Annotated in this window: 26 protein-coding genes and 1 pseudogene; 16 read left to right on the top strand and 11 right to left on the bottom strand. The window is 69.8% G+C overall.

Annotated features, from left to right (window positions below; translation table 11 throughout):
- Positions 1-7: 7 nt before the first annotated feature.
- Positions 8-1,099, bottom strand: coding sequence for a hypothetical protein (locus AC3EO7_RS22275; RefSeq protein ID WP_435592302.1), 1,092 nt, complete (start codon positions 1,097-1,099; stop codon positions 8-10).
- A 94-nt stretch (positions 1,100-1,193) separates the two neighbouring features.
- On the opposite strand from AC3EO7_RS22275, the gene AC3EO7_RS22280 reads away from it, so the two are divergent.
- On the top strand, positions 1,194-1,991 hold the full coding sequence (locus AC3EO7_RS22280; protein ID WP_435592303.1) for a HugZ family pyridoxamine 5'-phosphate oxidase: 798 nt from the start codon (positions 1,194-1,196) through the stop codon (positions 1,989-1,991).
- Between the two features lie 460 nt (positions 1,992-2,451).
- Here the strand turns inward: AC3EO7_RS22280 and AC3EO7_RS22285 are convergent, their stop codons facing one another.
- Positions 2,452-3,066 (bottom strand): TetR family transcriptional regulator, encoded by a 615-nt coding sequence (locus AC3EO7_RS22285; protein ID WP_435592304.1) that lies wholly within the window; start codon positions 3,064-3,066, stop codon positions 2,452-2,454.
- Positions 3,067-3,202: 136 nt separating this feature from the next.
- Here AC3EO7_RS22285 and AC3EO7_RS22290 point away from each other — a divergent pair, with 136 nt between their 5' ends.
- Both AC3EO7_RS22290 and AC3EO7_RS22295 read left to right on the top strand, forming a co-directional pair.
- Positions 3,203-4,078, top strand: a complete 876-nt coding sequence (locus tag AC3EO7_RS22290) for a TIGR03619 family F420-dependent LLM class oxidoreductase (protein ID WP_431965695.1) — start codon at positions 3,203-3,205, stop codon at positions 4,076-4,078.
- Between the two features lie 18 nt (positions 4,079-4,096).
- Positions 4,097-4,942 (top strand): fructosamine kinase family protein, encoded by an 846-nt coding sequence (locus AC3EO7_RS22295; RefSeq protein ID WP_435592305.1) that lies wholly within the window; start codon positions 4,097-4,099, stop codon positions 4,940-4,942.
- An 11-nt stretch (positions 4,943-4,953) separates the two neighbouring features.
- On the opposite strand, the gene AC3EO7_RS22300 is transcribed toward AC3EO7_RS22295, so the two are convergent.
- The 3 genes from AC3EO7_RS22300 to AC3EO7_RS22310 all read right to left on the bottom strand — a co-directional run bounded on the left by AC3EO7_RS22300 (position 4,954) and on the right by AC3EO7_RS22310 (position 7,214).
- Positions 4,954-5,733, bottom strand: coding sequence for a helix-turn-helix domain-containing protein (locus AC3EO7_RS22300; RefSeq protein WP_431965699.1), 780 nt, complete (start codon positions 5,731-5,733; stop codon positions 4,954-4,956).
- Positions 5,734-5,802: 69 nt separating this feature from the next.
- On the bottom strand, positions 5,803-6,162 hold the full coding sequence (locus AC3EO7_RS22305; RefSeq protein WP_435592306.1) for an RsbRD N-terminal domain-containing protein: 360 nt from the start codon (positions 6,160-6,162) through the stop codon (positions 5,803-5,805).
- Between the two features lie 356 nt (positions 6,163-6,518).
- Positions 6,519-7,214, bottom strand: a complete 696-nt coding sequence (locus AC3EO7_RS22310) for a S1 family peptidase (protein ID WP_431965703.1) — start codon at positions 7,212-7,214, stop codon at positions 6,519-6,521.
- 181 nt (positions 7,215-7,395) lie between these two features.
- Here AC3EO7_RS22310 and AC3EO7_RS22315 point away from each other — a divergent pair, with 181 nt between their 5' ends.
- Complete coding sequence (locus AC3EO7_RS22315) at positions 7,396-8,982, top strand: serine hydrolase (protein ID WP_435592307.1); 1,587 nt, start codon at positions 7,396-7,398, stop codon at positions 8,980-8,982.
- A gap of 7 nt (positions 8,983-8,989) precedes the next feature.
- Here AC3EO7_RS22315 and AC3EO7_RS22320 read toward each other — a convergent pair whose 3' ends face one another.
- A complete protein-coding gene (locus AC3EO7_RS22320; protein WP_435592308.1) occupies positions 8,990-9,499 on the bottom strand; it encodes a mycothiol transferase in 510 nt (169 codons plus the stop codon).
- 182 nt (positions 9,500-9,681) lie between these two features.
- Here AC3EO7_RS22320 and AC3EO7_RS22325 point away from each other — a divergent pair, with 182 nt between their 5' ends.
- The gene (locus AC3EO7_RS22325; RefSeq protein ID WP_431965709.1) at positions 9,682-10,041 is read left to right on the top strand and encodes a hypothetical protein; all 360 of its coding nucleotides are present in this window, start codon (positions 9,682-9,684) and stop codon (positions 10,039-10,041) included.
- A gap of 74 nt (positions 10,042-10,115) precedes the next feature.
- On the opposite strand, the gene AC3EO7_RS22330 is transcribed toward AC3EO7_RS22325, so the two are convergent.
- Positions 10,116-10,277, bottom strand: coding sequence for a hypothetical protein (locus tag AC3EO7_RS22330; protein ID WP_157119503.1), 162 nt, complete (start codon positions 10,275-10,277; stop codon positions 10,116-10,118).
- A gap of 196 nt (positions 10,278-10,473) precedes the next feature.
- On the opposite strand from AC3EO7_RS22330, the gene AC3EO7_RS22335 reads away from it, so the two are divergent.
- The 4 genes and pseudogenes from AC3EO7_RS22335 (at position 10,474) to AC3EO7_RS22350 (ending at position 12,994) form a co-directional block, all read left to right on the top strand.
- Positions 10,474-11,298 (top strand): DUF72 domain-containing protein, encoded by an 825-nt coding sequence (locus AC3EO7_RS22335; RefSeq protein ID WP_431965711.1) that lies wholly within the window; start codon positions 10,474-10,476, stop codon positions 11,296-11,298.
- A gap of 36 nt (positions 11,299-11,334) precedes the next feature.
- Positions 11,335-11,646 (top strand): annotated as a pseudogene (locus tag AC3EO7_RS22340) (DMT family transporter); the annotation flags it as partial.
- A 54-nt stretch (positions 11,647-11,700) separates the two neighbouring features.
- Complete coding sequence (locus AC3EO7_RS22345; protein WP_431965715.1) at positions 11,701-12,462, top strand: enoyl-CoA hydratase/isomerase family protein; 762 nt, start codon at positions 11,701-11,703, stop codon at positions 12,460-12,462.
- Positions 12,463-12,487: 25 nt separating this feature from the next.
- Positions 12,488-12,994 (top strand): SLOG cluster 4 domain-containing protein, encoded by a 507-nt coding sequence (locus tag AC3EO7_RS22350; protein ID WP_431965717.1) that lies wholly within the window; start codon positions 12,488-12,490, stop codon positions 12,992-12,994.
- Positions 12,995-12,996: 2 nt separating this feature from the next.
- Here AC3EO7_RS22350 and AC3EO7_RS22355 read toward each other — a convergent pair whose 3' ends face one another.
- From AC3EO7_RS22355 to AC3EO7_RS22365, 3 genes are all read right to left on the bottom strand, one after another.
- Complete coding sequence (locus AC3EO7_RS22355) at positions 12,997-14,850, bottom strand: DUF4153 domain-containing protein (RefSeq protein WP_435592309.1); 1,854 nt, start codon at positions 14,848-14,850, stop codon at positions 12,997-12,999.
- 92 nt (positions 14,851-14,942) lie between these two features.
- Positions 14,943-15,875 (bottom strand): HAMP domain-containing sensor histidine kinase, encoded by a 933-nt coding sequence (locus AC3EO7_RS22360; RefSeq protein WP_431966163.1) that lies wholly within the window; start codon positions 15,873-15,875, stop codon positions 14,943-14,945.
- A 125-nt stretch (positions 15,876-16,000) separates the two neighbouring features.
- Entirely contained in the window at positions 16,001-16,717 is a 717-nt protein-coding gene (locus AC3EO7_RS22365; protein ID WP_431965721.1) for a response regulator, read from the bottom strand.
- A 251-nt stretch (positions 16,718-16,968) separates the two neighbouring features.
- Here AC3EO7_RS22365 and AC3EO7_RS22370 point away from each other — a divergent pair, with 251 nt between their 5' ends.
- From AC3EO7_RS22370 to AC3EO7_RS22385, 4 genes are all read left to right on the top strand, one after another.
- On the top strand, positions 16,969-17,166 hold the full coding sequence (locus tag AC3EO7_RS22370) for a hypothetical protein (RefSeq protein ID WP_431965723.1): 198 nt from the start codon (positions 16,969-16,971) through the stop codon (positions 17,164-17,166).
- Between the two features lie 175 nt (positions 17,167-17,341).
- Positions 17,342-17,953 carry a nucleoside deaminase gene (locus AC3EO7_RS22375; RefSeq protein WP_435592310.1) on the top strand — a complete coding sequence of 204 codons (612 nt, stop codon included), beginning with the start codon at positions 17,342-17,344 and terminating at the stop codon, positions 17,951-17,953.
- Positions 17,954-18,331: 378 nt separating this feature from the next.
- Positions 18,332-19,732: an FAD-binding oxidoreductase gene (locus AC3EO7_RS22380; protein ID WP_431965727.1), complete on the top strand. Its 1,401-nt coding sequence runs from the start codon at positions 18,332-18,334 to the stop codon at positions 19,730-19,732.
- 59 nt (positions 19,733-19,791) lie between these two features.
- On the top strand, positions 19,792-20,472 hold the full coding sequence (locus AC3EO7_RS22385) for a S1 family peptidase (protein ID WP_431965729.1): 681 nt from the start codon (positions 19,792-19,794) through the stop codon (positions 20,470-20,472).
- Between the two features lie 40 nt (positions 20,473-20,512).
- On the opposite strand, the gene AC3EO7_RS22390 is transcribed toward AC3EO7_RS22385, so the two are convergent.
- On the bottom strand, positions 20,513-21,298 hold the full coding sequence (locus AC3EO7_RS22390; protein ID WP_431965731.1) for a helix-turn-helix domain-containing protein: 786 nt from the start codon (positions 21,296-21,298) through the stop codon (positions 20,513-20,515).
- A gap of 441 nt (positions 21,299-21,739) precedes the next feature.
- On the opposite strand from AC3EO7_RS22390, the gene AC3EO7_RS22395 reads away from it, so the two are divergent.
- The 3 genes from AC3EO7_RS22395 to AC3EO7_RS22405 all read left to right on the top strand — a co-directional run bounded on the left by AC3EO7_RS22395 (position 21,740) and on the right by AC3EO7_RS22405 (position 24,070).
- Positions 21,740-22,561: a hypothetical protein gene (locus AC3EO7_RS22395; protein ID WP_431965733.1), complete on the top strand. Its 822-nt coding sequence runs from the start codon at positions 21,740-21,742 to the stop codon at positions 22,559-22,561.
- Positions 22,562-22,623: 62 nt separating this feature from the next.
- A complete protein-coding gene (locus AC3EO7_RS22400; protein ID WP_431965735.1) occupies positions 22,624-23,406 on the top strand; it encodes an SGNH/GDSL hydrolase family protein in 783 nt (260 codons plus the stop codon).
- 136 nt (positions 23,407-23,542) lie between these two features.
- On the top strand, positions 23,543-24,070 hold the full coding sequence (locus tag AC3EO7_RS22405) for a hypothetical protein (protein ID WP_435592311.1): 528 nt from the start codon (positions 23,543-23,545) through the stop codon (positions 24,068-24,070).
- Positions 24,071-24,403: the final 333 nt, after the last annotated feature.

The following is a 24,403-nucleotide window of genomic DNA, read 5'->3' on the forward strand; positions in this document are numbered from 1 at the left end:
GACCGGTTCAGAAGAGCCGTTCGGAGTGGGTGTCGGCGGCGCGGCGAACGTCGGCGGCGAAGCGGTCTTCGATGTCGGTGTCGTCGTCGTGGTGGGCGGCGTAGAGCAGCAGGCAGCCGCGAATGCCGTCGAGCAGGTCTTCTAGCAGGTCGAGTGCCGGGCGGGCGGGATCGAGCCTGCTGACGCGGAATTCGGCGAGCAGGGCGGCGCGGGTGGCGTTGTCGATCTCGTAGCGGCGGGCGTGCTCTTCGAGTTCGGCGACGCGGGCGACGACGGCCCACGGGGCGGGCAGGTGGCCTTCGGAGACGGCGACGGCTTCGGCGATGAGGTCGACGACGATGTCGGTGGCCGTTTCGCCGCTGTCGAGTCGTTCCAGGACGAGGGTGGGGGTCGCGACGGGGATGGCTTCGATCTCGTCGGCTTCGGCGATGACGTCGGTGATGGGGAGGTCGGCGAGTTCGCCCGCGATCTCGGCGGCGGCGTGCAGCCAGTGGGCGGCGGCGACGGAGGCCGAGGCGGGGTCGAGTTCGGTGAACAGTTCGGGTGCGCCGAGCGGGTCGGTGCGCAGCAGTGCGTCGGCGGCGTGGACCTGGGCGGGCGAGACGTCGGGGCGGGAGAGTTCGACGGCTTGGCGGGCGCGGCCGGAGAGGTCGCCGAGTTCGGCGGCTTCGATGGCGGCCTGTTCGCGGTGGATCTCGGCGACGATGGTTTCGGTGAGTTCGGCGGTGTCGATGCTGTGCAGGCAGCGGCCGACGCGGTGGGCGGATTCGACGACGCCGCTGTAGGAGACGAGCAGACCTGCCTCGGTGGGCAGGTTCGGGTTGCGCAGCCCGCTCTCCACCACGGTGAAGTTTCGGCGTTCTTCGGCGCGGCGCCAGGCTTCGCTGTCGGGGACCTCGGGGTCGCCTGCGGCGGCAGCGGGGTGGGTGTAGGTGCGCCAGTGGAAGCGCGACAGCGTGGTCAGATTCGACGCCAAATCCGTTGCCAGCTCGGGTGCTGTCGGCGGCAGCATGGCTACCGTCTGGGCCTGGTCGCCGCGTCCGGTCGCCCAGATGGCGACGAGTGCGTTGCGGTCGGCGTCGAATGCGTATCGGGTCACGACGCCCATCCTCACGCATCGGGTGGCGGCGCGTGGGTGTTGGGTTGCTTTGGTTGTGCCGTCGACGGCGTTTCGGCATGGCACGCTGGTGGCCATGACTCTCGATCATGGTGATCCCGGGGATGCGCCGTCGATGCCCGGCCCGCTCGGTCCGGTGGTGAATCCGGTGCGTCCGTCGGCAGCGGAGGAGGCGAGAACGGTTGCGGCGTCGACGAATATCGCGACGTTGGCGAGTTCGAGCGAGGACGGGACGCCGTGGGCGTCGTTCGTGACGTACGGGCTGTTGGACGGTGCGCCGGTGCTGTGTGTGTCGCGGATGGCCGAGCACGGGCGGAATCTGGCGGCCGAGCCGCGGGCCAGTCTGTCGATCGTGGCGCCGGAGCTGCCCGCGGATCCGTTGGCGGGTTCGCGGATCACGGTGGCGGGCGTGGTGGAGCGGCCGGTGGACGCGGAGCTGGCGGCGGCGTGGGAGGCGCATGTGGTGGCGGTGCCCGCAGCGCGGATGTATGTCGATTACAGCGATTTCGCGCTGTGGGTGTTGCGGGTGCGGCGGGTTCGATGGGTCGGCGGGTACGGGCGGATGGATTCGGCGACGGGTGCGGAGTATCTGGCGGCGGAGCCGGATCCGGTAGCGCCGGTGGCGGCGCGGGCGATCGCGCACCTGAACGACGATCACGCGGATGCGTTGCTGTCGATGGCCCGGGCGCTCGGCGGTTATCCGGATGCGACGGCGGCGCGGTGTGAGCGGGCGGATCGGTACGGGCTGGATTTGCGGGTCGAGTCGCCGCGCGGGGTGGCGCGGACCCGGGTGGGTTATGCGGAGCGGCTCGATGGGATCGATGGCTTGCGCGCGGCGACAGTGGAATTGACGCGGCGTGCGCGGGAGGGTTGAGTAGTCCTACGCTTCCGGCGGCGTGCGGCATCGGTGATGCTGGCGGTCATGGAGCGGTATCGGGGGTTGTGGTGGGCGGTCGGTCGGCCCGCGGTGTGTTCGTTTGCCGGTGGTCGGCGAGGTGGTGTGTGATGCGGCCGCGGATTCTGGGGCGGGTCTGGCGAGATCACTGCGCGATGGCGGCACCGGAGGCGCCGGTCGATCGGCAAGATGTTCCGCGGCCGAGGCGGCGTGGCTCGATGATCGCGCGAGCGACGTCGTGCTCTGCGCGCGGGTCCGGCTGAAAGGGTTCGCTTCCCAGGCGACCTCGTGCGGCTCGTCCGAGACCGTCAGCTCACCGCTCACCGGTCGCCCGAGCAGGCAGATCGAGAACTCTTGCCGCACTTTGCCGTGGTCGTAGGAGAAGACGTGTGTCCCGGCACCGACCCCAGCCGGGCGCGCGACGCCCGAGCACGGGATCTCAGCGCGGGGGCACGGTGAGCATCGCGACGAGCATGTCGGCGATCTCGGCGGTGTCGTCGTCGAGGTGTGGGGTGCGGGTGCCGTCCTGGAGTGCGCGTTCGTAGTCGGCGACGAGTGCGAACAGCACGGTGGTCATGGTTTCCATGCGCCGGCGGCGGTGGCGGGGCTCGAGGTGCGGGAGGGCGGTGTCGAGGCGGGTGGCGATGATGCGGACCGCGGCGCGGTCGGCGCCTGCGAGGCGGCGTGCGTCGGCGATGACGGGGTGGGTGCGGACGACTTCGAGGAAGCGCCCGTAGTGGCTGGTGCGGTCTTGTCCGACGAGTTCGAGCATGGGGCCGACCAGCATGCCGACCAGGGCGTGCGGGTCGGTGCCGGTGCCGTCGGCTTCGTGGGCGGCGAGCATGTTCATGCGGCGTTGTTCGAGCCGGTTCATGCGGCGCTCGACGATGGCTTCGATGAGTCCGTTGCGGGAGTCGAAGTAGTAGTGGACGGCGGAGTTGTTGCGCTGGCCCGCGGCGGCGGCGATGTCGCGCAGCGGGACGTCGACGCCGCGTTCGGCGATGAGCCGCTCTCCCGCGGCGAGGAGGGCGGCGCGCGAGTCCTCGGCTTGCATGGACACCCACTGTACTGAACCCGAGTCTTGACCTTGTTAAGCACCAGTGATTAATTGGCTGGGAGATGTTCCGTGGGCGTACCGCGCCCACCGACGACCCGTTGCCCGGCGACGACCGAGCAGGAAGGCTGGTCCCATGCGGTTCACGTACGCGGAGACGATGACCGACCCGTCCTACTACGTGCCTTTGGCGCAAGCCGCCGAGGCGGCCGGGTACACGTCGATGGCGGTGGCCGACAGCGTCGCCTATCCGCGCGATTCCGACGCCACCTATCCCTACACCCCCGATGGCAGCCGGGAGTTCCTCGAGGACAAGCCGTTCATCGAGGCGTTCGTGCTGTCGGCGGCGATGGCGGCCGCGACGACCACGCTGCGGTTCACCCCGTTCGTGCTGAAGCTGCCCATCCGTCCGCCGGTGCTGGTGGCCAAGCAGGCGGCGTCGGTGGCGGCGCTGAGCGGCAACCGGTTCGGTCTCGGTGTCGGGATCAGCCCGTGGCCGGACGACTTCGAGATCATGGACGTGCCGTTCGAGAAGCGCGGCGCGCGCATGGACGAGTGCGTCGACATCGTGCGCGGACTCACCGCGGGCGGCTACTTCGAGTACCACGGCGAGTTCTACGACCTGCCGCCGATCAAGATCAATCCGGTGCCCACCGAGCCGATCCCGATCCTGATCGGCGGGCACAGCGGTCCGGCCCTGCGCCGGGCGGCCCAGCGCGGCGACGGCTGGATGCACGCGGGCGGCGACCCCGCCGAACTCGATCGGCTGTTGCTCGAGTTGGACGCGCTGCGGGCCGAGTACGGGACGCGCAAGGATTTCGAGGTGCACGTCATCTCGCTGGACGGTTTCACCGTCGACGGCGTGAAGCGTCTGGAGGACAAGGGCGTCACCGATGTCATCGTGGGCTTCCGCAATCCGTACACCCGCGACCAGGACACCGAGAGCCTGGACACGAAGATCGCGAACCTGTCCCGGTTCGCCGAACACGTCATCGCGCGCACCGCGTCCTGAGGGGCATACCGTGGTGCGGTGAGCATCGCGGAGCGGCTGGGTGAGTCGCTGGGTGTCGGGGTCCGTGCGGTGACGGATCTCGGGTCAGGTCACGGGTGGACGCTGCACCGGGCCGAGCTGGACGACGGTCGCATCGTGTTCGTCAAGGCCGCCGCGGACCGGGCCGGGGTGTTCGCGGCGGAGGCGGCGGGCCTGCGCTGGCTCGGCGCGGGAAACCCCGCGCTGGTGCCGACGGTGCTGGCCGCCGGTGACGGGATGCTGGTGCTGCCGTGGTTGCCCGATGCCGCGCCCTCCCCCGCCGCGGCGGACCGTTTCGGCCGGGATCTCGCGCTGCTGCACGCGGATTCGCCGGGCGCTTTCGGGGCGCCGTGGCCCGGGTGGATCGCCGAGCTGCCGCTGGACAACACACCGAGCGAGGGGCCGTGGGCGCGCTGGTACGCCGAGCGCAGGCTGCGCCCGTTCGTGGCGCGCACCGCAGACGTGCTCGGCGCGGACGGGGTGCGGCTGCTGGAGCGGGTGATCGACGCGGTCGAGGAGCTGGCGGGGCCGCCGGAGTCGCCCGCCCGCATTCACGGCGATCTGTGGTCGGGCAACCTGCGCTGGACCGAGGCGGGCGTGGTGCTGATCGATCCGTCGGCGCACGGCGGGCACCGGGAGACCGATCTGGCCATGCTCGCGCTTTTCGGCGCACCGTATCTGGACCGCATCCTGGCCGCCTACGAGCGGGCCCGTCCGTTGGCGGCGGGCTGGCGGTCGCGGGTTCCGCTGCACCAGTTGCATCCGCTGCTGGTGCACGTCGCGCTGTTCGGTGGGGGCTACCGCGCGCAGACCCTCGCCACCGCACGCGCCGCGCTGACCGGCTGACGGCGCAATCCTCAGGAAGCCAACGCGCTCAGACGTTTCCGTGTTTCCGCGTCGGCGGGGAAGAACGATTCGATGGCGAGTTCGGCGACGGTGACGTTCATCGGCGTGCCGAACACGCTGGTGACCGACAGGAACGACAGTTCCGCGCCGTCGTGGCGCAGCCGCAGCGGAACGGCGGCCTGATCCGGTTCCGGGAGCGCGACCTCGGTCTCGCCGCCCGGGTAGCCGCGCAGTTCCTCGCGCAACGCGACCAGGTCCGGCGCGCCGGTGACCTCGATCTGCCGGGACAACCGGGCGAACAGGTGCCCGCGCCATTCGGCGAGATTGACGATCCGCGGCGCGAGGCCGCCGGGGTGCAGGCTCAGCCGTAGCGCGTTCACCGGCGCGGTCAGCAGCCGCGAGTCGATGCCGGTGAGCATCACGGCCACACCGGCATTGGCATCGACCATGTTCCAGTCCCGGTCGATGGCCAGCGCCGGGTAGGGCTCGTGGCCGACCAGGATCTGTCGCATCGCCTGCCGCACCGCGTCCATCTCGGGGGTGTCCATGGTCGGTTCGGCGTAAGCGGGGGCGTAGCCGGCCGCCAGCAGCAGGCGGTTGCGTTCCCGCAGCGGAATGTCGAGGTGATCGCACAGGTGCGCGAGCATGGCGCGGCTGGGGGTGGCGCGCCCGGTCTCGATGAAACTGAGGTGGCGCGCGGAGGTTTCGGCGCGACCGGCCAGCTCGAGCTGACTCAATCGACGCTCGAGACGCCAGTGCCGCAGCAGATCGCCCGCCGTCCGAGTACTCACTCCGTCGATCCTACGAACCGTCCGGGCGTCGCACGATTACCCGGCGGGTAATGGCCGCGCCTCACCCGCCTAGCGTGCGGTGCCGCGCGTCGCGCGATCGGCCGTCAGGTACGCCCGCGACACGGTCGAGGTCATGATGTCGAGCAGATCGACGACGAGCAAACAGTCCAGCACCGGGCCTGCGTCGTCGCGCAACTGGGCGAGCCCCGATTTGACGCCCTCGTGGACCGCGTGCTGGATCTCGTCGATCGGCACGCCGTCCAGCGCCCACAGCGCGGCGTTGCGCTCGAGGGTGCGCAGCATGGCGTCCAGCGACGGGTCGGCATCCTCCACCAACGCCAGGGCGAGATCCAGGCCCATGCGGATCGCCGTGCCGAAGTCACGCACCGGAGCCGGTTTGCCGTCGTCCTCGGCGTTGTTGGAGCTCATGTGGATTCTGCTTCCTCTCCCTCCAGATGTGCCCCCACGGTATCGACCGGCAACCATCGAGGCGATTCAGTGGCGTGAATTCGGCAAACACCCCCGGTTGAGTGTCCGGTCATTGTGACCAACCCCAAACCGAAGCGGATCGATTTGCGATTCATGCGTCACTTGACTAGTGGGATTCATCCGTAATCTGTTGTGGTCTCGTACAAGTCGGCACCGATGGGGGAGCGACTCATCCAGATCGGTGATTCACTTCGCGCACGCTGCCGCGGCGGGCGAGAGACCGTCTCTCACATCGCTGTCCTCGGACAACGATGAACACCCGGCGGGCTCGTCGAGAGCCGGGCCGCGCGAACCGATCAGATCGGCTGGAAACCCGCGCCGACCTCTCCGCGCGCATTCAGGTCGGTCACCACCGCATGAATGTCGGTACCCACTTCCGGGCCGAAGCAACCCACCCCGAGGTAGGCGTTCACCATGCCGACGAGAGTGGAGCCGATCAGCACCGGCGCGCCGGAATCACCTTCCAGCACGCACAGCTGCGTCCAGGATTCGGTCGCGGGGCCGACGGCGCCCCACGCGACGCCGCAGGTGGTTCCCGTGGTGCGGCCCTTCTTGCACACGACCGCCGGGAACCGCGCGGGCGCGCCGATACCGGTGATCGCGATATCGCCCAGCTGCCGCACCGGGGTGACGCGGTCGGCGTCGAATTCGATGACCGCGTAGTCCAGGACGGGATCGGAGTGGGCGAACCTGCCGACCACGCCGTAATTGGGATCGTATTCGGCCAGCACCGTCGCACCCGGCGCACCGCAGTGCCCGGCGGTGAGACCCACCAGCCGTCCGGCGCGGTCGTGACCGATCGCGGTGAGCGTGCACTGGGCCTGATTGCCGACGACGATGCCAGAGCCGCCGCCGAGTACCGGCGGATCGGCCGCGGTCGCCGTGCCCGCGACCGGCGCGAGACACACCGCCGCCGCGATCAAGGTGGATGCGCCGCGCACCGCGGCGGTGCGCCGCCTGGTGTCGCGGCGGTCTTTCGGTAGCCGGCTCATCGAAGCTCCTCTCCGCGGGTCGGCAGCCGGACGTGCCCGCCGACGGTCCTTGGTTCGGATGAGGACTACCGCCAAACCCGCGGCGGCAAACAACCCCTGGATCCGGCGGGCTTCCACCACAAGATCGGTTGATCTACGCTCTAGGGTGGGTTTGTGTCGAAGACGACCCCCGGGAGTGGCCGTGCGGAGAGATCGGCGGAGAATTCCGGGTCTCGCGGCGCTGCTGGCCGCGGGACTGCTCGTCGGCGGCTGCGTCGACGCCCCCGCACCCGAGTCCCCCGCTATCACCTCGCCCGAGATGCCGAATCAGGTCGCCGGGGTGACGATTCCCGACGGACAGATCGATCAGGCGGTGCAGCGCCTGGACGGGCTCGCCGAGAGCCTGTTGCAGTCCTCGCGCATTCCCGGACTCGCCGTCGCCGTCGTCCACGACGGAAAACTGGTGTACCGCAAGGGATTCGGTGTGCGTGCCGTGGGCTCCGACGCCAAGGTCGGCCCGGAGACGGTGTTCCAGCTGGCGTCGGTGTCGAAGTCGCTCGCCGCGACCGTCGTCGCCAAACAGGTCGCCACGGGCGCCGTCCAATGGAATACGCCGGTGCGCGAGCTCATGCCCTCGTTCGCGCTGAACGATCCGTACGTCACCGAGAAGGTGACCGTCGGAGACCTTTTCGCGCACCGGTCCGGTCTGCCCGATCACGCCGGTGACCTGCTCGAGGACCTCGGCTACGACCGGGATCAAGTGCTCGAGCGCCTGCGGCTCCTGCCGCTCGACCCGTTCCGCGACTCCTACGCGTACACCAATTTCGGACTCACCGCCGCCGCCGTCGCGGTCGCCGAGGCCGCGGGCACCGACTGGGAATCGTTGTCGGACAAGGAGATCTACCAGCCGCTCGGCATGGGCTCGACCAGCTCGCGGTACAGCGACTTCCGCGCCCGCGCCGATCGCGCCGACGGCCACGTGCTCGTCGACGGCACGTACCGGGTCGCCGACCCGCCCCGTCAGCCCGACGCCCAGTCCCCCGCGGGCGGAGTGAGTTCGTCGGTGGACGATCTCACCAAATGGATGGCGATGGTGCTCGCCGACGGAGCAGCGGGCGGGCGGCCGTTCCTCGCGCCCGACGCGCTGCAACCGGCCGTGTCGCCGCAAGCGGTGTCGGCGCCGCCGAAGACCTTCGACTCGCGCGCCGGGTTCTACGGTTACGGCTTCAACGTCGGGGTCTCCCCGGCCGGACGGGTGGTGCTCGGGCATTCGGGCGCTTTCGATCTCGGCGCCGCGACCGCGTTCACCCTGATCCCCTCCGCGAACGTGGGCATCGTGACGCTCACCAACGCCGCGCCGATCGGGGTGCCCGAAACGCTCAACGCGGAATTCGCCGACCTCGTCCAGTTCGGCACCGTCCGCGAGGACTGGCGCGCGCTCTACCGCGAGGCGTTCGCCCCGTTCAGCAAGCCGAGCGGCGGTCTGGCGGGCGCGACGCCACCTGCTCAGCCCGCACCCGCCCAGCCGCTGCCGTCCTACGCGGGTCGCTACGACAACCCGTACTACGGGCCTGCCACGGTCACCACCGAAGGCGATTCGCTCATCCTCACCCTCGGGCCGAAGGACATGCGTTTCCCGCTGCGCCACTGGGACGGCGACACCTTCGTGTTCACCCCGAGCGGCGAGAACGCCACCACCGGCTCGGTCTCGCGCGCCACGTTCGCCGGAAACACCCTGACCCTCGAGTACTTCGACGCCGATGGTCTCGGCAGATTCACGCGGCCCTGACGGGGTTTCACCTCGTCCGGTCGAACACTCCGCGCAGGAACGCCGCCTGACCGGCGTGCTGGAGGTCGTCGGAGATCACGCTGACCAGACGCACACCGAGTGTGACCGGCGGGTCCCAGCGGACGTCGACCACCTTCGACAGGTCCTCGTCGGACAGGTCGCGCACGAACGCGAGGGTTCGCTCGTGGACGGCGTCGTAGTAGCCGCTCAGCAGTTCGGCGGGGGCGCGGATGACGGCGACGTCGTCGGGGCCGTCGCCGTAGCCGGTCGCCCGTTCGTCGAGCGGCAGGCCGAAACGGCCGTGCCAGTCCTGCGCGGTCCACACCTGCTCGGTGCCCGCCACGTCGGCGAGGTGGTCGTCCTGGACGCGGGTCAGATGCCAGATCAACCAGGCGATCGTGTTGGCGCCCGGATCGATCCGGAAGGTCAGCACGTCCTCGCCGAGCCCGTCGACGGCCTCGTGCACCACCTCCTTGACCCGCTCGTATCCGTCGGTGAGCAGCTGTGCGCTGGTCATCGCCACCGCCTTCCTGGGTCGTCGATGTGCTCCGTGTTCGGAACTACCCACTGCCGCGCGCGCCACGCCGCGATGTCACAGCGGCGGACCGGGAGGCGATATGCACTGCACGCCGCCGAACCAGATCATCCTTCACCGACCGGAGCCCCCGTTGCATCGACGCAGTTAGTGAGGACACCGTGATGTCACCCGAATTCCCGCACCTCGGACCTCGCCTCGACGACATCGACCAGCTGCGCAATCAGGCCCGGCTGTCGGTCCGCCGCCGCGACCCATTGGGCGCGGTGCGCGATCTGCGCCGTGCCCAGACCATCGCCGAAGAACTCGCAGGCGACGCCGAACGGCGGATACCGGGCCACGCCGCGCTGCTGACCGTGCTGGTGCGCGTGATCGAACTGGAAGCCGAGATCGCCCGCGGTATCGACGACGGCACCCTCGGCGATGTCGGCGCGTTGAGCGAGGCGCTGATCAGGTTCTCGGTGCGGCCGTGTGTGCACGGCCACCCGAGTGTCAGCGGCAAGTGCGGGCCGGAGTGCGAGTGAATCGTGCGTCGATCCGAAATCCGGCCGGCGGAACTGTCCGAGCCGACCCTGCCATCGGCCACGACGAGCGCGCTTCAGGCGCCGTAACGCCTGCGCTGTGCGTCCTCGGCGATGAGGCGCAGGCAGGTGTCGTGCTCGGTCTCCGCGGGATAGCGTTCGTTGCGCAGCCGCAGCATCGCCTGCGCCACATCGATGCCCAGTACGCTCGACAGCCGCACGGCATCGACCTTCGACATGTGATTCCTCCGATTGAACTCTGTTGAAAAGCGAATGATCCGACCATGACGTACCCGAACCACGGGCCGCCGAACCCTCGGAGATATTGCCGCGTACGGATTTCCGGCTCACAACCGCCCCCGGCACGTCCGCCCTCCGCGTTCGGATCGCGCTCGTCCGGCACGCTCCTGCGCAACGGATGCCACCATGGATGCCATGGGCGACATCCGGATCGGCACCTCTGGATGGGTGTATCGACCGTGGCGCGGCGTGTTCTATCCGCAAGGGCTGACCCAGCGGCTCGAACTCGCCTACCTCGCCGAGCGACTGAACAGCGTCGAGATCAACGGATCGTTCTACTCGCTACAGCGACCGTCGAGCTACCTGCGCTGGGCCGCGCAGACACCCGACGACTTCGTGTTCGCCGTGAAGGGCAGCCGCTTCATCACCCACATGAAGCGGCTGCGCGACGGCGACACGCTGCTGGCGAACTTCCTCGCCTCCGGCGTGCTCGCGCTCGGCCCCAAGCTCGGCCCGATCCTCTGGCAACTGCCGCCGACCATGCCGTTCGACCCGGAACTGCTCGCCGAGTTCTTCGCACACCTGCCACACAGCACCGCGCGGGCCGCCGACATCGCGCGCCGTCACGATCACCGCGTCGGCCCGGCCCACACCGCCATCGACGCGGACCGCCCGCTGCGCCACGCGCTCGAGATCCGGCACCCCACCTTCGTCACGCCGGAGTTCCCAGAATTGCTGCGCGCACACGGAATCGCACTCGTCGTCGCGGACGCGGCAGGCAAGTATCCACTCCTGGAGGACGTCACCGCGGACTTCGTGTACGTCCGGCTGCACGGGCACGACGAGCTCTACGTCAGCGGATACACCAATGCCGGACTGGACATGTGGGCCGAGAAGATCCGTGCGTGGGCGTGCGCCGGGGACGTGTACGCCTATTTCGACAACGACGCGAAGGTGATGGCGCCGCGCGACGCGCTCGCCCTGCGCGCCCGGCTCGCCGACGCGACCGAGTCTCGATAGACGCCACGCCGGCATCGAAGGCAACGTCGCGGTGCATCGCTCGCCGAGTCCCGCGGTTTCCGGCGTCTCGTTCCCACCCTCGTTTTCGCGGCGGCGCTCGCCGCCAGCATGCTCGGCCTCGCGTTCGCCATGGGCAGCCTGCCCACCGGCACCGCCTACGCGGTCTGGGTCGGCGTCGGCGCGGCACTCACCGTCGGCTATGCCATGGCCACCGGCGCCGAGACCGTCTCGGCGGGCAAGATCGGGTTCCTCGCGGGCATCATCGCCTGCGTCGTCGGCCTGAAGTTCGTGAAATCCCCTCCCGCGCGGTCCCGCCCGCGGCCTTCCGCACACGAACACGCCGACTAGGGTGCGAAAGACGCCGGCGTGGCGTGCACGGCGGTGTGAACACGGAGGTGACCCATGAGCGAGCGAGGCGAAGGCATGAGCGACGACCTGGTTCTCTGTTCGATCGACGGCGCGATCGCCACGGTGACGCTGAACCGGCCCGACAAGCTCAACGCGCTCACCGCCGACTCCTTCGACCGGCTGCGCACCCACCTGGAAACGCTCGCCGCCGACGACACCGTGCACGTCGTCGTGCTCACCGGCGCGGGCCGATCCTTCTGCGCGGGACACGATCTGGCCGCGCTCGCCGAGGGCGACGCGCTCGCGCACCGGTTCCGCGAGGCGGAGACCATCGGACTGCTCGAGGCCCTGCCGAAACCCACCATCGCCAAGATCCACGGGCACTGCTTCACCGGCGGCCTGGAACTGGCCCTCGGCTGCGACCTGCTGGTGGCGGCCGAATCCGCGCAGCTCGGTGACACGCACAGCCAGTGGGGGCTCGTTCCGCTGTGGGGCATGTCGGTGCGGCTGCCCGAACGAGTCGGCATGTCCAGGGCCAAGGAACTCAGCTTCACCGCCCGCAGGCTTTCGGCTGCCGAGGCGGCCGACATCGGGCTGGTCGACCACTGCGTGCCCGACGCCGAGCTCGACCGGCACGTCGCCGATCTCGCCGCCCGCATCGCCGCGAACTCGCCCGGCTCGAACCGCATCTACAAGGCGCTCTACGCCAACACCCGGTCGATGGACCGGGCCGCCGCGTTGCGCGCCGAAACCGAGATGACATTCGGTTTCCCGGACGACGCCGCCGCGCGACTCGCCGGAGGAACCCGCGGCTGACCACCGCACCCGGCAGACTGTCGGTATGGCAGCGCTGACGATCCGCCGCACCCACGCCAAGCAGGTCGCCGTGTGCGGGCCCACCGCGTGCACCCGCGCCGACGCCGCGAACGCCACCGAGGTCGGCAGATTGCTCGCCGCCGCGGGCGCGACCGTGCTGTGCGGCGGTGGCGAAGGGGTGATGGCCGCCGTCGCCGACGGCGCGTCGCGGGCGGGCGGGCTGGTGATTGGAGTGCGCCCCGATCTCGACCGCGACGCGGCCTGCCCCGGTCTGTCCGCCGTGCTGTTCACGAACATGGGCGAGGCGCGCAACGCGATCCTGGTGCGCTCGGCCGACGCGGTGATCGTCATCGGCGGCTCCTGGGGCACCCTGTCCGAACTGGCGCTGGCCCGCCACCGCGGCGACATCCCGGTCGTCTCGCTCGGCGGCTGGCAGATCCTGGACGCCGCCGGCGAACCCCTGCGGGCCACGCTCACCGCCACCGACCCCACCGACGCGGTGCGGCTCGCGATCGGCACGCACAGGCGCTGAGTTCAGCGCGCGGCGGCGCGGGACAGATTCCAGCTCTGCCAGGTGTCCGCGGGCAGGTCCTCCCGGATCGGTGCGAACACCTCAGCCCGCATCGGCTCGGGAAGCCGGTCGAGCGCGGGCAGGACATCGGGCGAGAGTGTGCTCAGATACTCCGTGTCGAGCCGCTTTCCGTCCACCCAGCGGTCGATGTTGCGCTCGGCGACCAAGCGTTCCGGATTCAGGATCGCCAGCGCCAGCAGTGTCGCGAGGGCCGTGCCGACCGCGGCGCGCGGCAGCCACGCGCGGCGCAACCGGACCACTGCGGCGAGCACGAGCACGTAGATCAGCCCGAGCCACAACTCGCTGACCTCCACCAGCAGGCGAAGCACCGTGACCCCGTAGGCCTGCTGATAGATCCACATGCGGCCCAGCGCGGACGCGACCAGCACCAGCGACAGCGTGCTCACCGCGCCGAGCAGCGCGCGCAACCACGTCCGGTCGCGCGCCGAATCCTGGGCCGCCCACCGCAGCACCGCGAGGATCACCGCCAGCGCCAGCATGGTGACGATGGACAGCTGCCAGAATCCGCTGCGCGCGTACTCCGCGTAGGTGAGGCCCGCGGTCTCCTGCACGTAGTCGTCGCCGCCGAACAGCGCCGCGAACTGCGCGGCGACGAACGCCGCGAACAACGCCGTCAGCGCGCCCACCGGCAGTGCCCACTCCCACCGGCTCAGCGTGCGACCCGAAACCGCTTCGCGCGCCGCCGAATCCGCCGACATCGGCGGCCCGGCCAGCAGGAACATCGCGGCGACGCAGCCGAGTGCCACCGCCCCGGAGACCAGCGTCCACCGCACGAGCGGCTCCGCTTCCACCGTGGGTACCAACCGGTCGAGCATCGAGCCGAACGTCGCATCGGCGCTGCCGAGCAGCGGCGCGAACACCGCGAGCAGCGCGATGGTCGCGCCCACCGACAGCCCGGCCCGCCACGTGCGCGCCGACCGCACATCGGGCAGGCGACGCGCGCCGTCGTACACCCACAGCGCCGCAGACACCGTCTCCAGCGGCACCGCTATCGCGTCGTACCAGAGGCCGTGCACCGACCGGCGCGGCACCACCGCCAGCGAACCTGCGATCACGGCGGCAAGCACGCACAGCGCGAACAACCATCCCGCCGCCCGCACCGCTCCCACCGCCAGCAGTGTCAAGGCGAGCGCGGTCCACCACAGCCGCGCCGGATTGCGGCGCAGCAGAGCGAGTATCGAACGGTCGGCGGCTTTCTGTTCGGCACCCTGGCGCGCACGGCGATCGACCTCGAACACAGCGCCTGCGGCGATCACACCCGCGAGAACCCACCCGATGCCGGGACGATCCCACGGAATCGTCACCGCCGCGGCGACGCCTGCGACGGCCGCGGCGGGGAGCACCGCGCGCGGATAGTTGACCTTGCGCCATCGGGGTATCGGCGGTGGGCCGAAGCGCACGGTGACCGGCGTCATCGGCCGGGGCATGCCGTCGTGCGAATTCGACGAGGTGGCAGGATCTTTCGAGACGGGGTCCGCGGGTTTCTCGGGATTGTCGACCGTCTCGGATGTCTCGGTGCGGGTGTCGGCGATCGACGCGACCTTCCCCTCGGCCTGCGTGCCTCGAGGAGCGACGGTCTCGGCGTCGGCGGAAATGCTGGCGGATGTCCCGCTCTTCGGTGCCACAGCCTCTGCCGAGGCCGCCGCCTCGCTTTCGGTCACCGTGGTCCGAGATTTCGGCACGCCGGTTTGCGCGCCGATGGATTCGGCGGCACCGGGTGCGGCCGAAGACGTCGGAACACCTTCTTTCGATGACGAATCAGACGAATCGTTCCGTTCGGTCTGTTCTTTGGTCATGTTCCCCTCCGTCTTTCGGGTGTGCGTGATCGCCCCGGGACCTCATGGCGGTCCAGGTTGCGGTGGATGGATTGCCGGTCGGGTCCGGCCCGTCAGGGGGCGGGCAGGACCACGCGGATGCGGGAGCCTGGGTCGGCCACGGCGATGGTGCCGCCGTGCAGGTCGACCAGCCAGCGGGAGATGGCGAGACCGAGTCCGGTGCCGCCGCCGTTGCTTCGCCCGCCGCGGGTGAAGCGATCGAAGACGGCGGCCCGTTCCGCGAGCGGGATGCCCGGCCCCTCGTCCTCGACGTCGATGAGGAGTTCGCCATGCTGCGCGCGGGCGGTGATCCGCACTTCACCGCCCGCCGGGCCGTGCCGCGCGGCGTTGTCGAGCAGGTTGATCAGCACTTGATGCAGACGTGCGCGGTCCGCGTCGACGCGCGCGCTGCCGGGCTGGACGTCGGCGCTGAATCGCACGCCGCGGCCGAGCGCCGCCGCCATCACCTCGGCCTCGGCGACCACCTCGGCGAGTAGCGGCGCGACCGGCAGGTCCTCGCGGTCCAGCGACCGTGCGCCCGCCTCGATGCTGGACAGGTCGAGCAGTTCGGAGACCAGCAGCCCGAGCCGTTCGGTCTGCGCGAGCGCGGTGCGCAGGGTGCCGGGATCGGGTTCGGAGACACCGTCGACCAGGTTCTCCAGCACCGCGCGCAAGGCGGTGATCGGTGTGCGCAACTCGTGCGAGACGTTGGCGATGAGGTCGCGGCGCTGCTGGTCCACGGCCGCGAGGTCGGCGGCCATCCGATTGAACGCCTCGGCCAGCTGACCCACCTCGTCACGGGAACTCGCTCGTACCCGGCGGGTGTAATCGCCCTGGGCCATGCGCTGGGCGGCCGCGGTCATCTCACGCAGCGGCCGTGTGATGCCGTGCGCCAGAACCTGCGAGGTCGCCAGGGCGATCAGAACCGCGGTCAGGGTCGTGCGCGGCGGCAGCCAGCCGATCTGGAAGCGGAAGAACGCGAACGCGACACCGCCCGACACCACCATCAGGATCGCCAGCTTCAGCTTGATCGACCGGATCGGATCCAGCGGCCGCGGCAACACTTCCGCCACCACGTCAGCGAACTCGCGGCAGCGGCGCGCGAGAAGTTCGGACCGCGAAGCGTCGGAATTCATCGCGCCTCCAGGGCGTACCCGACGCCGTGCACCGTGCGAATCAGGTCCGCGCCGAGCTTGCGCCGCAACGCCTTCACGTGGCTGTCGACCGCGCGGGTGCCCGCGGCATCGGCCCAGTCCCACACCTCCTCGAGCAGACGTTCCCGAGCCAGCACCGCGCGCGGCCGCCGCGCCAGCCGGACGAGCAGCTCGAATTCGAGCGGGGTCAGTTTGGCTTCGGCCTCGCCGCGCCAGACGCGATGCTGCTCCAGATCGATGCGCAGATCACCGACGACGATCGCGGCGTTCTCCCGGTCGGCGGCGCGCTCGACGCGGCGCAGCAGAGCGTGGACCCGCGCCGCGAGAACGCGCAGCGAGAACGGTTTCGTGAGGTAGTCGTCCGCGCCGACGCCGAGACCGACCAGCTGGTCGGTCTCGTCGGTCCGGGCGGTCAGCATGAGCACCGGCACTCCGCGCCCGGCTTGGATGCGCCTGCACACCTCGAGTCCGTCGAAGCCGGGCAGCATCACGTCCAGCACCACCAGGTCGGGCTCGCTCGCCTCGACCGCGGCCACCGCGCCTGGGCCGTCGTGCGCCAGTTCGACGGTGTACCCTTCCGCCCGCAGCCGCGCGGCGACGGATTCGGCGATGGTCACCTCGTCGTCCACCACCAGAATCCGCCGCGCCGCGTGCCCGTTGGCCGCGACGCCGCGCTCGACATTCCGAAGCTCCATGCTCGGAACCCTAACCACCCGCTGTGGAGAGCAGCGTCGGCAATTGTGGAGATTCCGTGCGCGCCACCACGAAATGTTCGAAAACCATTCGAACAGATTCTGTACTTGCAGATGTGCTTACAGCTGTTCTTGCATCTCGCTCCTGGTCGACCTAGGCTCTCCGATGATCGGGGCGATGCGCCCGCCTGACCTCCCGATCGAGCCCAATTACGTGATACGTCAAGATGTTTCACAAACCGAGGAATTCCACAATGGAGAGCAATTCCAGGGGCCCGGTGATCGTCGGCTTGGTCGTGGTGGTGCTGATCGCCGTCATCGTCGGGCTGGTGGCGGCAATCTGCGCCAGGGCCGCGAGCAACCCGGTTCCGAAGGCCATTCTCATCGGCGGCGGGGCGTTCGTCTCCGCGGCGACTGTCGGAATGATGGGACTATCGCTGCTATACGGCTAGGCGCAAGCCCCCATGGCGGCACCGACCTGGCGTGCCTCGTCATCAAGCCCTGACCCTCCGCGACGGGAAACCCAAGGTGGAGCCCGTCATCCGGAGGACTCGAACCGGCAATGGCCCCGCAATCGATCGTCTCTAGCCTGGTCGTGAGCAGCACCGCCGAGGAAAGGGGAGCGCCGTGGACGTCTCGCGGATGCCCTGCTCGTATGGGGCGCGGTTACCGGAATGGGTGATCGAGGAACTGGCCGCCGCGCCCGCGACACTGCCCACCGATGCCGATCGCATGGCGCTCGCGCACCGCCTCGCCGCCCGCAATCCCGTGGAAGGCTCCGGCGGGCCGTTCGCGGCCCTCGTCGTCGACACCGATTCGGGAGAGTTGCTCGCGGCCGGGGTCAATCTGGTGCTCGACAGTCGCATTTCCGCGGCGCACGCCGAGATCGTCGCCCTGTCGCTCGCGCAGACCAGGGTCGGCGGCTGGGACCTTGGCGCGGCCGGATCGCCCCGGCGGGAACTCGTGGTGAACTGGCGTCCGTGCGCGCAGTGCTACGGCGCGGTGCTCTGGTCGGGTGTGCGACGGCTCGTCATCGCGGGCGAAGGCCCGGAGCTGGAACAGCTCACCGGGTTCGACGAAGGCCCGATGCGCGCGGACTGGTCCGAGCAACTGGAACTCCGCGGCATCGCGGTGACCTCCGGCGTGCTGCGCGAGCGGGCGGTCGAGGTGTTCGGCGAGTACGGCCGGATGACGGTCGAGCGCGGGCTCACGGTGTACAACGCGCGCGGCGCGGGCTGACCCGACCTTCGCGACCGTCCCGAGACCGAACCGTGTCCGCGCCGCAACGGGACGACCGGGTCCGGTCTCGGCATCGCCACGCCCGCCGCCGACGGCCGCCGGGACCGACCGGACGAGCGAGCCGCGCCGCGCGGTACACCGAACCCATTGGTAGCCAGCCATTTACCGCGCGCATCAGCCTGCACTGCCACCGGCCCGATCCCCCACGACACCCCTCCGCACCGAGGCGCCCGCCGCCCCGAAAGGCCCCGTCGCGGCCGGATTGCATCTCGGCATCGCTCTCGACAACCACGCCAACCCCCGCATCCGCGCGCGTAGCGTGACTGACCCGACCGAAGTTTGCCGACACGATGCCCACGCCGGTGACACGGAGGCGATATGACCACGCACTCTCCTTACGCAGCCGCTGCGGACCTGCGGCACCAGTTCGCTGGTTCGGTGCTGACACCCGACGATCCCGGTTACGACGCGGCGCGGACGATCTTCAACGCGATGGTCGACCGCAGGCCCGCGATGATCGCGCAGTGCACCGGCACCGAGGACGTCCGCGCCGCGCTGGCCTTCGCCGACCGCACGGGTCTGGAGGTGGCCGTGCGCGGCGGCGGCCACAGCGTCGCAGGCGCGAGCCTCACCGAAGGCGGACTGGTCATCGACCTGCGCGGCATGCGCTCGGTCACCATCGACCCGAACGCGCGCACCGCCGTCGTCGAGGGCGGCGCCACGTGGTCGGACTTCGATCGCGCCTGCCAGCCGCACGGCCTCGGCACCACCGGCGGCCGGGTGTCGAGCACCGGCGTGGCCGGGCTGACCCTGGGCGGCGGCTCCGGGTGGTTGGAGCGCAAGTTCGGATTGGCGTCCGACAGCCTGCTCGCCGTCGACCTCGTCACCGCCGACGGCATCGAGATCCACGCATCCGAGGACGAACATCCCGACCTGTTCTGGGCGCTGCACGGCGGCGGCGGGAACTTCGGGGTGGCCACCCGACTCACCTTCGGGCTGCACCCGCTGCCGGTGACCTCGCTGGCCCTGTTGTTCTGGGAAGCCGAGCACGGACCCGACGTCCTCGCCGCCTACCGCGACCTCGTCGTGCGCGGCGTCACCGAAGACCTCGGCGGGGCCGTCGCCTACCTGACCGGACCACCGGAGGAGTTCGTCCCCGCCGAACTCCAGGGCAAGCGATTGGTGGTGTGCATCGGCATCTATGCGGGCACCGCGGCCGAACTGCGCGACGTCCTCGCGCCGATGCTGGCGCTGAAACCGGACGGCGAGCTGCTCACCGAAATGCCCTACTGCGACATCCAGTGCGCGCTCGACGATCCACCGGGCCTGCGCAACTACTGGTCCGGCGAACACCTCACCGCCCTGCCCGACGAGGCACTGCGACGGTTCGACGAACAGGGGATGACCATGCTCGTCCCCACCGCCTCGCAGAGTCTGCTCCTGCCGTGGGGCGGCGCGGTCGCGGCCGGCGCGCAGAACTGGCCGCAACCCCACCGAAGCGCCGCGTGGGTGGTCCATCCGTTCGGTCTGTGGGAGGACGCCGCCGACGACGCGGCGGGCATCGCATGGGTCCGCGACTCCATCGCCGCGATGCGGCCCTTCTCCACCGGATCGGTGTACCTCAACTTCATCGGCGACGAGGGGATGGACCGGGTGATCGCAGGCTACGGCCGGGAGAACTATGCCCGGCTGGCGTCCGTCAAGCTGGAATACGACCCGCGCAACGTCTTCCACCTGCATCACAACATCCACCCCGCGGCCGCGGCCCGACGCTCATGAATCCGGCGCCAACGCAACAGGTCCGGCCCACAACGCGACGGTCGGGTGTCACTCGCATCGTGCTGACCGCGGTGTCCGCGATGCTCATCGCCATCATGTCGCCAGGGCGCGCGTCCGCGGTCGAGCCCGCCGTCCTCGGCGGCGGATCGGGCATCGTGCTCGGCCAGTCGGCGGCCTGCACGCTGACCACGATCGGCTACGACAACGCCGGGCGTCTCGTCGGATTGACGGCCGGACACTGCACCATGCCGGGCATACCAGTGCGGGCCGAGCACGCGCCCTGGGTGGGCCCCGTCGGCACCGTAGTACAGGTCGACCGCTGGGACGACTATGCCGTCATCGAGTTCGACCGCGAACGCGTCGTCCCGCTGCGCAGCGTGGGCGGGACCGTGATCGCCGACATCGGCGGACCGCCCGCGCCGGGCACGATCGTCTGCAAGAACGGACGCACCTCCGGCCACGGCTGCGGCGTCGTGTGGGATCAGAACGAGGAGTGGTTCCGCAATCAGGTCTGTTCGCAGCCAGGTGATTCCGGCGGGCCTGTCACGGTCGGTGATCGCCTGGTGGGCATGAACATCGGCCACACGGGCGTCTCGGCGTTCGGGGTGACGGTGTTCGACGTGGCGTGTCAGCATCCCCAGGTGGCGGTGCACGATCCGGCGGTGGCGACGCAAATCGGCAAGGTGCTCCACGATATCGATCGGGCGGGCGGGCCCGGAGCCGGATTCGAGCCGTTCTGACCGATCCTCCGGCGTCCATCGCTCAACCGATTCCGATCGGCTACGGCAGGCGGGTGCCGACGAAGAACTGGATACGGCCGGGATAGTTTCCCGAATCCAGGCGAAAGACTTGGACGGCGACGCGATCGGCCCGGCCGGTGGCGGGGTCGGCGATCAGCATTTCCGGTCGATCGCGCCCGTAGGCGACATTCCCCTCGTGCCACAGCCGGCGAAAATCCGGATACTCCGCCAACTCGGCGAGCACATCGCCCGGCCATGTGGCCTCCGGTTCCTGTCCGGACAGCCCGCGCAACCAGTGCACGAAAACCCGGGCTTCCGCCTCCCATTCGACCAGCACGCCGCGGGCGATATCGCTGCCGAACAACCAATGCAGCAGACTGACTTCGGCGTCGATTCCGGGAAAGGCGGCGGCGAAAGAGTCGTTGCACGCCAGCACATTCCAGCGGGTGTCGAGATAGGCGGCCAGCGTCGGTTCGTGCAACGTGAGACGGTGCCGCATATCCGAGGAGATCTCGGCTCGTAACGCGTCGACGCCCGGGTAGTCGATGGTGCTGAGCCCGGCGAGATCGAACAGGTAGCGGAGTTCCGCTCCGCTGATCGCGCGGATGTTCCGCAGGTAACGTACCAGCGCTTCCACCACCGAACGGGTGGGATTCGCGCGCACGCCGTTCTCCAGGTGACTGATATAGCTGGTGCTGACCCCGGTTTCGAAGGCGAGCTTTTCCCGGGAGATCCGGCGCTCGTCGCGTAAACGACGCAGCACGCTGCCGAAAGTCGGGAAGGGTAGTTGTCTGATTTCGGCTCCCCCGGCAGGTTGAATCGGCAAGGCGATGCTCCTAGGACAATGGTTCGACGAACCCCGACATACGAACCACAGCGAGGTTCGGCTCCCACTCGCCGACCGCCTCCGGCGATGTTTCCACGCCGTCGTCGAGCTGAATCCCCCAAGCCTGCTGGGCACGCATAATTAAAAGCAAAACGTCCGGTATTCGCAAGACGAGGAGGCTGGTGTTGCGCAACTCACATTCTCGGCGCGAGCCCTTCTAAGACCGTGTGCCGCACCATGTTTCGGCCCTACTCGACTATCGATGACTACCGTCGTCCGGCGACGATTCCCCTGAGAAAGGCATTCTTCGAACCCCCGCCATTCCGATACCAACCGGAGCAGGTACCCGACAGTGCAATTCCGATACCGGCGAGTGTATGGACTCTTCCGCTGTTCTCGATTTGGATCAGTTTGTCGGACGCCATCGAACGGGGAACAGGTATGACGACCAAGAATGACGCACCGGCCCGAGAAATCACCCTTGCGGTCGCCGGAGACATCGTGGCGGGCACCTTCGCGGTGACCGATCGCTACGGACGACCGCTCTGGTACGGCCCGCTCGGACGCGACGCCGGCGGCGGCGAACGCGTGGTGCCCGCGACGATCGCGGCCCTGCACGGCATCCGGCTCGCGGCGCAAGCCAGAACCGCGGCCGGAGTCGCGCACGCGAGGCTTCGCCTGCTCGTCTCCTCCCGCCAGGTGGACGCACGCAGGCTCACCGAAGCCGCCGCGAGCGGGGAGCTCGATCTCGACCTCGTCGTCGAACCCGACAACCCCGCCCACGCCTGGTGCGCCACTTACGGCCGGCTGGAATGGGATCCGACCACCGTGGCCGAGCTCGTCGAATACGTGGTGCGCCCGGCCGGGCCGGAAGATCTCGACGACACCCTGCCCTTGCGCGAGGCCCTCGAACGCCTGCTGTTGGACCATTGCGTCTTTCACACCGACGACAGACACGCGATCGCCGCCGCCGTGCACCTCGCGGTCGACGCTCCGCCGACGCCGCCGCGGGACGCGGACGAATTCCTGCTGCGATTCGACGCGGGCTGGCTCGGCACCGCCTGGGAAGGACACGACGTGGAACTGTCGCTGCTCGACACGCTCGCCCGGGGCGCGAACCCGGCGCTGTCCTGGTGCGAACTCATGTTCATCACCGCCCTGGCGCCCTGGTCCACCGCCGAGCCCGCGGTGCACGGACGTGGCCTCTTCGCACACACTCCGGAGCCCCGCGCTGGAATGGCCCGAACCCTCCCGCGCTCGTAGGATGTTGCTGCACCGGAGGTGACCGGTGCGCGCGCGTCGCCGCCTACCTGCAGGAGCCGAACGTGGACACCGGATCCGCCCCCTCCTACCACCGCTTCGTCGCGCTCGGCGACAGCCAGACCGAGGGCATCGGAGACCCCGACGGCGCGGGCGGACACCGCGGCTGGGCCGACCGCTTCGCCGCACTGCTCGGTGCAGGCACGCCCACCCTGCGCTACGCCAACCTCGCCATCCGCGGCCGCCGCGCCGCCCAGATCCGCGACGAACAACTCGGCCCCGCCGTGGCGCTTCGACCGGATCTCGTCACCGTGATGGCGGGCATGAACGACCTCATCCGGCCGCGCTTCGATCGCGCCGCCCTGCTCGCCGATCTGCACGCCATGTTCGGCGAACTCACCGCCACCGGCGCCCGCGTGATCACCTTCACCTACCCCGACATCGGCGGCGTCGCGCCCTTCGTGCGACCGCTGTCCCCGCGCGTGCGCGAGCTCAACGCCGAGATGCGCCGCCTCGCAAGCCGATACAGGCTCACCCTGATCGATTTCGAGCCCGTCGCCGCCACCACGCATCCGCTGGTATGGTCCGCCGACCGCCTGCACCTGAGCCCGCTCGGCCACGACCTCGTCGCCCGCGCGGTCGCCGACATCCTGACGCTTCCCGGCGCCGACGCGACCTGGCGCGACCCGTTGCCGCCGGTGCGACGCACGGTGGCCGAGACCGTGGCGACCGAATTGGCCTGGACCACACAGCACATGCTCCCGTGGGTCGTCCGCCGGGTGCGCGGCCGATCGTCCGGCACCGGCATCCAACCGAAACGGCCGGATCTGCTGCCGATGCTCGCCTGAGACCGGCGTAGCGGACGACCGGCTGGGCCGTTCGGCCCAGTGCCGGAGTCGCGACGACTGCTGCGCGGGACGGCGTGTCGTCCACCGCGAGGGAGTGTGTCTGGTCGACGACTACGACCGGCGGTAGTATGGGCCGGTGCGTAAACCGGCGGTGGGAGCGACGCGGCTGCGCGGCGCCTTCGTCGGATCCGCCTCGGGGGCGGTCAGCATCGCCGCGCACGCGCTCGGCGGTGGTGTGATCTCGCCCGAGCAGTCGTCGGTCGCCCTGCTGATCGGGGCCTGCGCGGCGGTGGGCGTGCTCGTCGGCTCCCTCCGGACGCGGGCCGGGCTGCTCGAACTCATGGGACTGCTGGCAGTCGGACAGGCCGTCGGCCACACCGCGCTCACGATGTCCCCCGGTCATCACCACGGAGCGCACGCGACCGCGCTGATGCTCCTCGCCCACCTCGCGGCGATTCCCGTGGGGGCGTTGCTGATTCGCGGCGCCGAAGCGGCAGCGGGCAGAGCGTCGTCGAGCGTGCGGCGTGCCGTGCGGGTTCTCGGCGCGATGCCTGTGCCCGCGCTTCGCGCGGTTGTTCTCGTCGCCACGCGCGACGCCGTGATGCCGCGAAAACTGCTCCTCGGCTCCGGGATGGGAACCCGGGGGCCACCGGTCTATCGGTAGGCCTCACACCGCCATCGAGTTCCAGGCGTCGAATATTCGCCGACGCCCCTGCCCGACAAGGGATTTGCCGCCATGTCTGCTGGACGTGGTGAAGGCCGATCCCGTGTGTACTCGCGCTCGCACCGTCGATCCGAGGCAGCTGTCGGCGACGGACGCGCGGACGCACGGTAACTCCAGTCGAGCTGGTTTATGCGGTTCGCGAATCGAGCCGTCCGAAAGCTCGATTCCGAGTTCCGGCCGCTCAGCGACACCACGATGCCCTGTTGTCGCTCGTTGCCGATGAGCTCGGCCGTTCGCGACCGGTCGGCAAATCAGCTGTGTGACAAGACAAAG

The organism is Nocardia sp. bgisy118 (assembly GCF_057708605.1).